This window comes from Leucobacter sp. GX0328, from assembly GCF_053567315.1.
Window position 1 is genome coordinate 576,182 of sequence record NZ_JBSGPC010000002.1, and the last position, 11,605, is coordinate 587,786.

13 protein-coding genes are annotated in these 11,605 nt (G+C 69.3%); 12 read left to right on the forward strand and 1 reads right to left on the reverse strand.

Annotated elements, in window-relative coordinates; all coding sequences use genetic code 11:
• The first annotated feature begins 59 nt into the window (after nt 1-59).
• From ACUYTF_RS10865 to ACUYTF_RS10915, 11 genes are all read left to right on the forward strand, one after another.
• Nucleotides 60-698 (forward strand): mycothiol-dependent nitroreductase Rv2466c family protein, encoded by a 639-nt coding sequence (locus ACUYTF_RS10865; RefSeq protein ID WP_434143680.1) that lies wholly within the window; start codon nt 60-62, stop codon nt 696-698.
• A 10-nt stretch (nt 699-708) separates the two neighbouring features.
• Nucleotides 709-1,200 carry a ribose-5-phosphate isomerase gene (locus tag ACUYTF_RS10870; protein WP_434143682.1) on the forward strand — a complete coding sequence of 164 codons (492 nt, stop codon included), beginning with the start codon at nt 709-711 and terminating at the stop codon, nt 1,198-1,200.
• Complete coding sequence (locus ACUYTF_RS10875) at nt 1,200-2,213, forward strand: DNA-formamidopyrimidine glycosylase family protein (RefSeq protein ID WP_434143684.1); 1,014 nt, start codon at nt 1,200-1,202, stop codon at nt 2,211-2,213. The genes ACUYTF_RS10870 and ACUYTF_RS10875 overlap by 1 nt, the downstream gene beginning before the upstream one ends.
• Nucleotides 2,214-2,578: 365 nt before the next feature.
• Nucleotides 2,579-2,926: a 50S ribosomal protein L19 gene (gene rplS, locus ACUYTF_RS10880; RefSeq protein ID WP_434143686.1), complete on the forward strand. Its 348-nt coding sequence runs from the start codon at nt 2,579-2,581 to the stop codon at nt 2,924-2,926.
• Between the two features lie 208 nt (nt 2,927-3,134).
• Nucleotides 3,135-3,875, forward strand: a complete 741-nt coding sequence (gene lepB, locus ACUYTF_RS10885; RefSeq protein WP_434143688.1) for a signal peptidase I — start codon at nt 3,135-3,137, stop codon at nt 3,873-3,875.
• 5 nt (nt 3,876-3,880) lie between these two features.
• Complete coding sequence (locus ACUYTF_RS10890; protein WP_434143689.1) at nt 3,881-4,516, forward strand: ribonuclease HII; 636 nt, start codon at nt 3,881-3,883, stop codon at nt 4,514-4,516.
• Nucleotides 4,517-4,548: 32 nt separating this feature from the next.
• Complete coding sequence (gene murI, locus ACUYTF_RS10895; RefSeq protein ID WP_449279841.1) at nt 4,549-5,376, forward strand: glutamate racemase; 828 nt, start codon at nt 4,549-4,551, stop codon at nt 5,374-5,376.
• 53 nt (nt 5,377-5,429) lie between these two features.
• Complete coding sequence (gene rph / locus ACUYTF_RS10900) at nt 5,430-6,185, forward strand: ribonuclease PH (protein WP_449279806.1); 756 nt, start codon at nt 5,430-5,432, stop codon at nt 6,183-6,185.
• Nucleotides 6,182-6,784: an RdgB/HAM1 family non-canonical purine NTP pyrophosphatase gene (gene rdgB, locus ACUYTF_RS10905; protein WP_449279807.1), complete on the forward strand. Its 603-nt coding sequence runs from the start codon at nt 6,182-6,184 to the stop codon at nt 6,782-6,784. Before rph ends, rdgB begins: the two co-directional genes overlap by 4 nt.
• Nucleotides 6,785-6,929: 145 nt before the next feature.
• Nucleotides 6,930-9,971 carry an aminotransferase gene (locus tag ACUYTF_RS10910; protein ID WP_449279808.1) on the forward strand — a complete coding sequence of 1,014 codons (3,042 nt, stop codon included), beginning with the start codon at nt 6,930-6,932 and terminating at the stop codon, nt 9,969-9,971.
• 97 nt (nt 9,972-10,068) lie between these two features.
• Entirely contained in the window at nt 10,069-10,461 is a 393-nt protein-coding gene (locus tag ACUYTF_RS10915) for an ankyrin repeat domain-containing protein (RefSeq protein WP_449279809.1), read from the forward strand.
• A 77-nt stretch (nt 10,462-10,538) separates the two neighbouring features.
• Here ACUYTF_RS10915 and ACUYTF_RS10920 read toward each other — a convergent pair whose 3' ends face one another.
• A complete protein-coding gene (locus tag ACUYTF_RS10920) occupies nt 10,539-10,907 on the reverse strand; it encodes a hypothetical protein (RefSeq protein ID WP_449279810.1) in 369 nt (122 codons plus the stop codon).
• A 129-nt stretch (nt 10,908-11,036) separates the two neighbouring features.
• Here ACUYTF_RS10920 and ACUYTF_RS10925 point away from each other — a divergent pair, with 129 nt between their 5' ends.
• Nucleotides 11,037-11,516 carry a hypothetical protein gene (locus ACUYTF_RS10925; protein ID WP_449279811.1) on the forward strand — a complete coding sequence of 160 codons (480 nt, stop codon included), beginning with the start codon at nt 11,037-11,039 and terminating at the stop codon, nt 11,514-11,516.
• Nucleotides 11,517-11,605: the final 89 nt, after the last annotated feature.

Here is an 11,605-nt window from a genome sequence, read left to right on the forward strand (position 1 = left end):
GAATAGGCGGCAACCGATCCCTCCACCCTATTCCCGTGAGCTATGGCTACGCTGAAGCCATGAGCGAAACAATTGCACGGTCAGAGCAGCCCGAAGTCGAGTTCTGGTTCGATCCGAGCTGCCCCTGGTGCTGGATGACGAGCCGCTGGGCGAGCGAAGTCGCCGAGGCCCGCGGCTTCACCATCGCCTGGCACCCGATCAGCCTGACGGTCATCAACGAGGGCCGCGACGACCGCCATGCCGAACTGCACCTTCAAGGGCACCGCTGCGGCCGCGTCATCGAGGCCGCGCGCACCTCGGTCGGCCCCGAGGCCGTCGCCGCGCTCTACACCGAGATCGGCACGCGCCGCCACCCCGGCGGGCGCGACGACTTCGATGCGATCATCGCCGAGGCGCTCGCCGCGACCGGCCTCGACGCCTCACTCGCGGCCGCCGCGGACGACGAGCAGTACGACGCGCAGCTGCGCGCGAATACCGCCCACGCGCTCGAGATCGCCGGCCCCGACGTCGGTGTGCCGATCATCTCGATCGACGGCGTCGCGTTCTTCGGCCCGGTCGTGACCCCGGCACCCACCGGCGATCTGGCGCTGCAGCTGTGGGACGGCATCCGCGCCGCGGCGAGCGTGCCCGGCTTCTACGAACTCAAGCGCGGTCGCACCGTCGGCCCGCAGTTCTCGGCGCCCTTCGCTTCTCGCTAGGATCGAGCCCATGCGCATTCACGTTGCCACCGACCACGCCGGCCTCGAGTTCAGCCAGCAGCTGCAGCAGCATCTGCGCGACCAGGGGCACGAGGTGATCGACCACGGCCCGGCCGAATACGATGCGCTCGACGACTACCCGTCGTTCTGCATCAATGCGGCGCTCGGCGTGGCCCGCGATGAGGCGGCCGGCGTCGAAGCGCTGGGCGTCGTGTTCGGCGGGTCAGGCAACGGCGAGCAGATGGCGGCCAACAAGGTCGCGGGCGTGCGCGCCGCGCTCGTGTGGAACGACTCCACCGCAGAGCTCGCACGCGAGCACAACGACGCGAACGTCGTCTCGATCGGCGCGCGCCAGCACACGGTCGAGGAAGCGATGCGCTTCATCGACCTCTTCATCGCGACGCCATTCCCGGGCGACGAGCGCCACGTGCGCCGCATCGGCCAGCTCGGCGAGTACGAGCGCACCGGCGCGATCGTCGGCAAGCAGGTGGACTCCCTGTAATGCCTGAAGGGCACAGCGTCCACCGCATCGCGCGGCAGTTCGGTGCGAACTTCGTCGGCACCTCGCCCGCCGTGTCGAGCCCGCAGGGGCGCTTCGCCCAGGGGGCCGCGCTGCTCGACGGGCGGCGCATGCTCGACGCGCGCGCCGTCGGCAAGCAGATGTTCCTCGAGTTCGAGGGCGACCGCTGGCTGCGCGTGCATCTCGGCATCTACGGGGCCTGGGATTTCGCGGGCGACGTCAGGGTCGACCCGTCGATCATGATCCACGGCATGGGTGATACGCACCTGAAGTACGGGCGGTACGGGCAGACGGGGGAGTACACCCGCGTCGGCGGAGCCCGCCTGATCGATCGCGACGCCGAGGACTCGGTGACATCGATCGGCGCCCCGCGCCGCACGAGGGTGCGGATGGCGGAGAACGAGAAGGAGAGCGAGATCTCGGGCGCTTTCCCACCCGAACCCGTCGGCCAGGTGCGGGTGAGGCTGCTGAACGAGAGCGTGTGCGCCGACCTGCGCGGCCCGACCGCCTGCGAGGTGCTCTCGCCGGCGGAGGTCGACGCCGTGATGATGCGGCTCGGGCCCGACCCGGCGAACGCGAACACCGCCGCCGAGAAGCAGCGTTTCATCGAGCGCGCCGCGAAGAAGCGCACGCCGATCGGCCTCGTGCTCATGGACCAGTCGATCGTCGCGGGCATCGGCAACATCTATCGGGCCGAGATGCTCTTCCGTGCGGGGCTCGACCCGCATGCCCCCGCCAACACGCTCGACCGCACGGTGCTCGAAGCGCTCTGGGACGACTGGGCGCACCTCCTCGAGATCGGCATCACGGTCGGCCAGATGATGACGATCGACGGTCTCGAGGGCGATGCGTACCGTCGCGCGCTCGAGGAGCGCGACGAACGGCACTGGGTGTACAAGCTCGAGGGCACCCCTTGCAAGCGCTGCGGCACGAACATCGTGCTCGAGGAGATGGGCAATCGGAAGCTCTACTGGTGCCCCGGCTGCCAGTCCTGACGCCGTGCGTCAGGTGAACGGCCATTTCTGGCCGTTCATGCAGCCGCCGAGGCCGTCTCGGTCTCGGTGTAGCGCCCTGCGCAGTGCGGGCGCGTGCTGCCAGTCCTGACGCTGTGCGTCAGGTGAACGGCCATTTCTGGCCGTTCATGCAGCCGCCGAGGCCGTCTCGGTCTCGGTGTAGCGCCCTGCGCAGTGCGGGCGCGTGCTGCCGGACGTGATCACCGCGCGCGGAGTGTGGCATAATAGATCCTTGTGCCACGGCGCGACGCTGCCGCGAGGGTTTCGCACGGTCCGTGAACGCACACCCATACTTTGAATACGATATTCCGCGTTCCGACTTGCGGCGGGCGCAGAGAGAGACTGAAATGCAGAAGCTCGACCACGTCGATGCCGCGTCGCTCAAGAGCGACATCCCCGAGTTCCGCGCCGGCGACACCGTCAAGGTGCACGTGAACATCGTCGAGGGCAACCGCTCGCGTGTCCAGGTGTTCCAGGGCATCGTCATCTCCCGTCACGGCGAGGGCGTTCGCGAGACCTTCACCGTTCGCAAGATCAGCTTCCAGGTGGGCGTCGAGCGCAAGTTCCCGGTCCACTCGCCCGCGATCGACAAGATCGAGGTCGTGACCCGCGGCGATGTGCGCCGTGCGAAGCTCTACTACCTGCGCGGCCTCACCGGCAAGAAGGCCAAGGTCAAGGAGAAGCGCGAGTTCTAATCGCGTTCCCCGCAGTACCGCATGCGACGTTCTCAGGCTCCCCTCGAATAATGATGGGAGCCTGAAGCGTCTGTACGGGCTGCAACCGGCGCCGATCGAGTGCGACGCCGGCAGATGCCGTCCGGTCGCCCTCGCAGGCGGCCGGACGGCAGACGGATGCCGATCAGTGGATGCGCCCGAGCGGGCCCTCCGGGACAGGAGCAAGAGTATGGGCGAGTCCGGTTCGCGGAGTCGGAACGGGGTGCTGTCGTTCCTGCGCGATCTCATCGTCATCCTCGTCGTGGCGTTCCTCGTCTCGTTCATGCTGAAGACGTTCCTCGTACGCAGCTTCTACATCCCATCGGTGTCGATGGAGCAGACGCTGCAGGTGAACGATCGCATCCTCGTCAACCAGCTCGTGCCCGAGGTGAGCGACGTGCAGCGCGGCGACATCATCGTGTTCAAGGATCCGGGCGGCTGGCTGCATCCGAGCAGCGCACTGCCGCCGCAGGGCCTCGAGAAGCTGCTGCAGGCCGTCGGGCTCGCGGCCGATACGAGCGCGGAGTACGTCGTCAAGCGCGTCATCGGCGTCGGCGGCGACCGCGTCGAATGCTGCGATGCCGACGGCCGTGTCATGGTCAACGGCGTGCCGCTCGATGAGCCCTACATCGTCATCCCCGAGGGCGAGACGCGCGCCTCGGCGATCGACTTCAGCGTCGAGGTGCCCGAGGGCTCCGTCTGGGTGATGGGCGACAACCGCTACCAGAGCAAGGATTCCCGTTACAACCAGGATCAGCCGGGCAAGGGCTTCGTGCCCGAGGACGAGATCGTCGGCCGCGCCTTCGTGCTGAACTGGCCGTTCTCGCGCTTCACCTGGTTCACCCGGCCCGACGCGACGTTCACGGGCGTCGACGAGGCGCGGGCCGCCGCGGAGTCGATGAACCCGCAGCCGGCTCCCGCCGGCGAATGATCCCGATGGGCGAGTCGAAGGATCCGACGCTCGAGTTCGAGGCGCAGCTGTTCGACGCCGGCTATCCGTTCGTCATCGGTCTCGACGAGGTCGGCCGCGGTGCGGTGGCGGGCCCGGTCGCGGTCGGCGCGCATGCGATTGCCGCAGGCGTTCGCGAGTTCCCGACGGGGCTGCGCGATTCGAAGCTCCTGAGCGAGAAGAAGCGCGAGACGCTCGCCCCGGTCGTCGCCGATTGGGGCCTCGGAGTCGTCGGCTTCTCGAGCGCCGCCGAGATCGACGCGTCGGGCATCACCGCGATGCTCGGCGAAGCCGCGCGCCGGGCGCTGCTCGAACTGCACGGCCTCGGCATCCCGGTCGATCGGGCGGCCATCATCCTCGACGGCTCGCACGACTGGCTGACGCCCGTGCTCAGGTCGCCGCTCGACGTGCGCACCCGCGTCGGGGCCGACCGATCCTGCGCCAGCGTCGCGGCGGCATCGGTGCGGGCGAAGGTCGCCAGGGATCGCGTCATGCGCGAAGCCGACGCCGAGCATCCGGGCTACGCCTGGGCCTCGAACAAGGGCTACGGCGCGAAGGCCCATTACGCCGGCATCGCCGATCTCGGCCTCACCGATCTGCATCGCCGCACGTGGATCAAGTAGCCGGCAGGGCGGCGCGATAGGCTGTTCGGGTGATGAATCTCGACCCGGAAGCGCCGATCGGCGTCTTCGACTCGGGCGTCGGCGGTCTGACCGTCGCGCGCGCGATCAGGGATCAGCTGCCCGGCGAGTCGATGGTCTACGTCGGCGACACGGCGCGCACCCCGTACGGCCCGCGGCCGATCGCCGAGGTGCGGCGCTTCGCGCTCGAGGTGCTCGACGGCCTCGTCGACCAGGGCGTGAAGATGCTCGTGATCGCCTGCAACACCGCATCCGCGGCGGTGCTGCGCGACGCCCGCGAGCGCTACGACGTCCCCGTGGTCGAGGTGATCGGCCCGACCGTGCGCAGTGCGGCGGCGATCACGCGCAACAAGCGCGTCGGCCTCATCGGCACGAAGGGTACGATCCAGTCGCGAGCGTACGACGACCTGTTCGCGATGCGCCCCGACATCGCCCTGAGCTCGGCCGCATGCCCCCGCTTCGTCGAGCTGGTCGAAGCCGGGCGCACGAGCGGCCCGGAGGTGATCGCGGCGGCCGAGGAGTACCTGGCCCCGCTGGTGCGGCACGGCATCGACACGCTCGTGCTCGGCTGCACCCACTACCCGTTCCTGCGCGGCGCGCTCAGCCAGGTCGTCGGTCCCGACGTCGCGCTCGTCTCGAGCGATATCGAGACCGCCAACGAGGTCTACCGCGTGCTCACCGTCCAGGGCCTGCTGCGCCCCGAGAGCGCGGGGGCGCCGGTCGTTCGCTACGAGGCCACGGGCGACGACACCGAATCGTTCGTCGAACTCGCCCGCACCATGCTGGGCATGCCGATCCCTGTCGTCGATCATCTCGCGACCGGCACCATCCGACTGCCGTAACCGACCCGCCGGTGCGCTGCACCGCCCACACCGCAACGAACCTGGAGACACCGATGAGCAACATGACCCGCGTCGACGGCCGGACCGCCGAACAGCTGCGCCCCGTGACGATCGAACGCGGCTGGAGCACGCAGGCCGAGGGCAGCGCCCTGATCTCGTTCGGCGACACGCGCGTGCTCTGCACCGCCTCGTTCACCCCCGGCGTGCCGCGCTGGCTCGCCGGCAAGGGCACCGGCTGGGTGACCGCCGAGTACTCGATGCTGCCCCGCTCGACTAACGAGCGCATGCAGCGCGAATCGGTCAAGGGCAAGATCGGCGGCCGCACCCACGAGATCTCGCGCCTGATCGGCCGCAGCCTCCGCGCAGTCATCGACATGAAGGCGCTCGGCGAGAACACGCTCGTCATCGACTGCGATGTGCTGCAGGCCGATGGCGGCACTCGCACGACCTCGATCACGGGGGCGTATGTCGCGATGGCCGATGCGATCGAGTGGGCGCGGGCCGCGGGCCATATCGCGCGCAAGGCGCAGCCGTTGAAGGACAGCGTCGCGGCCGTCTCGGTCGGCATCGTCGGCGGCGTTCCGATGACCGACCTCGCCTACACCGAGGATTCGCGCGCCGAGACCGACATGAACGTCGTCGTGACCGGTTCGGGCGACTTCGTCGAGGTGCAGGGCACCGCTGAGGGCGCACCGTTCCGCCGCGACGAGCTCGACGCGCTGCTCGACCTGGCGCTCGCATCCGCGGGCGAACTGCGCGACATCCAGCAGCAGGCGCTCGCCTCGCAGGGCGCCGGGGCCGGCGCATGACCCGCCTCGTACTCGCCTCGCACAACGCCCACAAGCTCACCGAGCTGCAGCGCATCCTCGGTCCGCTCGTGCCCGGCATCGAGCTCGTCGGCTACGACGGCCCCGAGCCGGTCGAAGACGGCGTGAGCTTCGAGGAGAACGCGCTCATCAAGGCCCGCGCGGCAGCGGCCCATACGGGGCTGCCCGCCATCGCCGACGACTCGGGCATATCCGTCGACATCCTCGGCGGCAGCCCGGGCATCTTCTCGGCGCGGTGGGGCGGCCCGGCGCGCAACGACCAGGCCAATCTCGACCTGCTGCTGTGGCAGCTCACCGACGTCGCCGATGAGCACCGCGCCGCGAGGTTCGTGTGCGCCGCAGCGCTCGTCGTGCCCGGTACCGCGGGGGTCGACGCCGACGAGGTCGTGCTGCGGGGCGTCTGGAACGGCCGCGTGCTGCGCGAGGCCTCGGGCGCCGGCGGCTTCGGCTACGACCCGATCTTCCAGCCCGAGGGCGAGAACCGCTCGTCGGCCGAGCTGAGCGCCGCCGAGAAGGATGCGCTCTCGCACCGCACGCGGGCCTTCACCGCCCTCGCCCCGGAGATAGCGTCGCGACTGTAGACTCCACGGGTATGAGCGTTCCCGATTCGCTCCACGATCACCGGCTTGTGCGGCACCATTGCCCGGGCCAGAGTGCCCCCGCACGCGCGGTTCGCGGCACCCAACACACTGCATTCCCTTCGACACCGGTGACGGAGTATTCACGATGACAGAACAGCAGGACGGTCTGGTGCGCCCGGAAGCGACGACGGGAGACGCGGCGGAGATCGCGCGGACCCTGTACGGCATCACGGCCGAGGCGGTCGAGCTCGGCAGCAATCAGGATCGCAATTTCGCGCTGACCGAGGGCGACGGGACGCGCAGCGTGCTGCGCATCGACAACCCGGTATTCGGCGATGCGGCGCGCGACGCCCAGCACGCGGCGCTCGACGCCTACCGCGCGGCGGGGGTCGCGGTCGCCGCTGTGCTGCCCGGGCTCGACGGGGCGCTCACCCAGCGCTGGCGCGGCCTCGCCGTACGCCGCAGCGAGTTCGCGACCGGCGAGCCCATGGTCGATGCCGGCTACTTCGCCCCGACGGTGCTGCGCGAGTTCGGAGCGCTGGCGGCCGAATCGGTGCTGGCGCTCGCCCCGCTCGCGCACGAAGGACTCGACCGGGGCTGCGACGGCCCCGGCAGCGTCTGGGATATGCGACGCGCCCACGAGATGACGCTGCGACTCGCACCCGCGATTCTCGACGACGAGCTTCGCGCACGGGTCGTCGACGCGGCGAACGCGGCGGCCGAGGCCCTCGCGTCCGTCGCCGCAGCGCTGCCCGTGCAGGCGATCCACGGCGACCTCACCGACGACAATGTGATGGGCGAGCGCGGGGCCGATGCGCGCCTGCACCCGCGCACCGTCCTCGACCTCGGCGATCTCGGGTACGGCTGGCGCGTTGCGGAACTCGCCGTCACGGCGTCGTCGCTGCTGCATCACGAACCCGAGCGTCCGTTGCGCGTACTCGACACGATCGAGGCCTTCCACGCACGGGCGCCGCTCAGCGCGGCGGAGGCGCGGGCCGTCTGGCCCCTCATCGTGCTCCGTTCCGCGCTGCTCGTCGCGAGCGGGTGGCGTCAGCTCGAGATCGACGGCGGCAACGACTACGCCCGTGAGCGCATCGCGGGCGAGCAGGCCATCTTCGAAGCGGCGACGCTGCACTCCCTCGCAGCGGCCACCGAGTCGGTGCTCGCGCGGCTCGGATTCACCGGGGTGCCGAGCGGCGAGGGGCTGCGTCTCGTCGCGGTGCCGACCGGCCCGGCCGGAGGCGCGCAGCCCGCGCGGCCGCTCGCGGCGCTGCTCCCGGGCCTGACCGGTGAGGTCGCGATCATCGACGCGGGCGTCGAATCGGCATCGCTCGAATCGGGCAAGTGGCTCGAGGGCGATGCCGAACAGGTACTCGTCGATGCGGCGTTCGCCGACGGCGCCGCGGCCGCCGTACTGCCGTACGGCGTCTACCGGCTCACCCGCACCGCGACCGACGCCGCCGACGCGGCCGCCACCTGGCCCGCGAACACGGTGCTGCACCTCGCCCCCGGCGACGAGCAGCGGGTCGCCGCTCCGGTCGATGCGACGGTGGCGGAAGCGGGGCCGAACGCGCTGCTACTCGAACTCGCGGGCGGCTGGCTGCTCGGCATCAGCGGCATCTCGCCGCACGTCGAGCGCGGTGCCGCGGTACCGGCCGCGACGGTGCTCGGTACGGTCGTGCAGAGCGCCGGCACGCGCACCGTCACCGTCGGCATACGGCGACCCGACGCGTTGCCGCTCACCGAAGCGCACTTCGCGTCGCCGCAGCTCGTCGTGCCCGAGCTCGCGCCGGCCTGGCGGCGCTTCGCGCCCGACCCGGCTCCGCTCCTCGGTCTGCCCGCGCTCGCGCAGCGCGACGAATCCGACGACGAGCTCGCCCGGCGCACCCGGATCTTCGCGAGCGCGCAAGAGCGGTACTACGCAGAGCCGATGCAGATCGAGCGCGGCTGGCGCCACCACCTGGTCGATACGACCGGCCGCTCGTACGTCGACATCGTCAACAACGTGTCGGGCATCGGCCATGCGCACCCGGCCGTCGCCGACGCGGTCGATCGGCAGATCCGCATCCTGAACACCAACTCGCGCTTCCTCTACCGCGAACTCGCCGAGTACAGCGAGCGTCTGCTCGCGACGCTGCCGCCGGCGGTGCGGGAGAGCCGCGACGGCCGCGACGGTCTCGACACCGTGCTGCTCGTGAACTCCGGTTCCGAGGCCGTCGATCTCGCGATCAGGCTCGCCCAGGCCGCGACGGGGCGCAAGACCGTCATCGCGCTGCGCGAGGCCTATCACGGCTGGACGATGGCGAGCGATGCGGTCACGACGAGCGCGTACGACAACCCGTACGCGCTCGAGAGCCGGCCCGACTGGATCCATATCGCCGACGTGCCGAACCGCTTCCGCGGCACCTACCGGGGCGCCGCCGACGACCTCGCGGTCGGTGCACGCTACTCGGCCGATCTCGGGGCCGATCTCGCAGCGCTCGCAGCTGCCGGGCGAGACGCCGCCGGCTTCATCTGCGAATCAGTGCTCGGCAACGCCGGCGGCGTGCTGCTGCCCGAGGGATACCTCCCCGATGCCTACGACCGGGTGCACGGAGCGGGCGGGCTCTGCATCGCCGACGAGGTGCAGGTCGGCTTCGGCCGCATGGGTACGAGCTTCTGGGGCTTCGAGCAGTCGGGCGCCGTGCCCGACATCATCACGATCGCGAAGCCGATGGGCAACGGGTTCCCGATCGGCGGCGTCATCACCTCGAAGCGCGTCGCCGACGCGCTCTCGCAGCAGGGCCAGTTCTTCTCGACCGCCGGCGGCAACGCGGTGAGCTGCAGGGTCGGCATCGCGGTGCTCGACGTCATGCGCGATGAGCAGCTGCAGGGCAATGCGGCGCGTGTGGGCAGCCACCTCGCCGACGGCTTCCGAGCGCTGGCCGAGAAGCACGACCTCATCGGGCACGTGCACGGCGAGGGGCTCTACCTCGGTGTCGAGCTCGTCAGGGATCGCGCGACGTTCGAGCCCGCGACGGCCGAAGCGAACGCGATCTGCGAGCGTCTCCGAGAGCTCGGCGTGATCGTGCTCACGACCTCCGAGCGCTCGAACGTGCTCAAGGTGAAGCCGCCGCTCTGCCTCACGGTCGAGAGCGCCGATTTCGTGCTCGCGCAGCTCGACCGGGTGCTGTCGACCGGGTGGTGACGCGTTCAGGGGTCCCGCCGCTCGGGCGTGCGGGATCCCTGTCGCCGCACCGCGGCGATAGGATCGCATCGAGCACGAGACTTCGAGGGAGCGGAACATGACGGAGAACACGGGCCCCGCCCCGGCGGCCGACGACGCGATCGCATTCGCCCACCGGCTGTTCGATGCCGCGCGGGCGGGGGAGACCACATTCGTGACCGCAGCAGTCGATCAGGGCGTCCCCGTCGACCTCACCGATGCCGCGGGCAACACGATGCTCATGCTCGCCGCCTATCACGGCAACGCGGAGCTCGTGGCGGCGCTCGTCGAACGCGGCGCCGATGTCGACCGAGCGAACGACCGCGGGCAGACCCCGGTGGCCGGCGCCGTGTTCAAACGCGCCGATGACGTGACCCGCGTGCTGATCGCTGCAGGCGCCGACCTCGACGCGGGTACGCCGTCGGCGCGGGCCGCGGCGCGCATGTTCGAGATCGAACTGCCGGAGGCGTAGGCCGTGCGCCGATCCTCGACCTGACGATCGAGGCGCGAGACAACCCGCACACTGCGTGCGCGCCTGGGAGCGAAGGGTCAGTCCTCTTCGAGTTCGAAGCGCCCCGACTGGTCCGAGAAGACGGCGGTCTGACCCGGGCGGGCCGAGTTCAAGAAGTCCTTCACGAACGGGAAGTCGCCGACGAAGTGGCCGACCGACCAGACTTCGTGGTTGTCGGCGTCGTCCATGTACTCGTCCGATTCGATGCCGACGACCGATTCGAGCCGGTCGCCGTGAACCGTCACCCAGCGGGGCGGGTGCTCTGCGTGCATCTTGGAGAGGAACACCGGGATGCGGGCGTGCTCCATCATCTCGATCTGCGTCGGCGGAGCGTACCGCGGATCGACCTCGGCATCCACGGCGTCATTTTCAGACTCGGGCTTCGGGGTCTTCTTGAACAGTCCCATGCAGTGCTCCTTCGGCTCTGCGATATTTCTAGCACGCTCGGCCCGAATCGCCTACGCCCGAGAGACGCTGTCGCCGGCCGCGGCCCGCTCTCGCGAGTGCGCCTGAGTTCCTCTAACACAGAAAAATTGATGAAAACCCTCGGCTACCTCGCTGAACTCAAACTTACCCCTGTTAATTCAGTCGCTGTAGAATCGAGTCCGGAGCCTCGCGACAGCATCAATACCGGCCGCCAAGTCACAGGTAAGGAAACCGAGGAAATTCTTGCTCTGTATGGGAACGGACTGAACGCAGAGGAGGTTGGGCGGCAAATCGGACGACCTGGGCGGACTGTGCTTGATGTCCTTAGGCGACACGACATCAAGCTGAGGCGTAGAACCAAGCTTGACGAAATCGACAGCGAAGAAGTAGTTGAGCTCTACGAGTCAGGGCTATCGCCGATCGAAGTTGGGACCCGGCTCGGCATCAGCTCAAACAGCGTGAACAAGATCCTCATTCAAGCGGGCATCGAGACACGCAAACTAGCTGCACCGTCAGAAGAAATGGAGATCCGGTTAGTTAAAGGATACGAGAACGGTGCGTCGCGCCAAGCGCTCGCTGAGCAACATTAACTCTCAAAGAGCACCATCTCGAGAGTGCTGCATGCGCGAGGTGTCGAGATTCGCCCGAAGGGGCAGCCACGCAAGCAGTAACGGGTGGC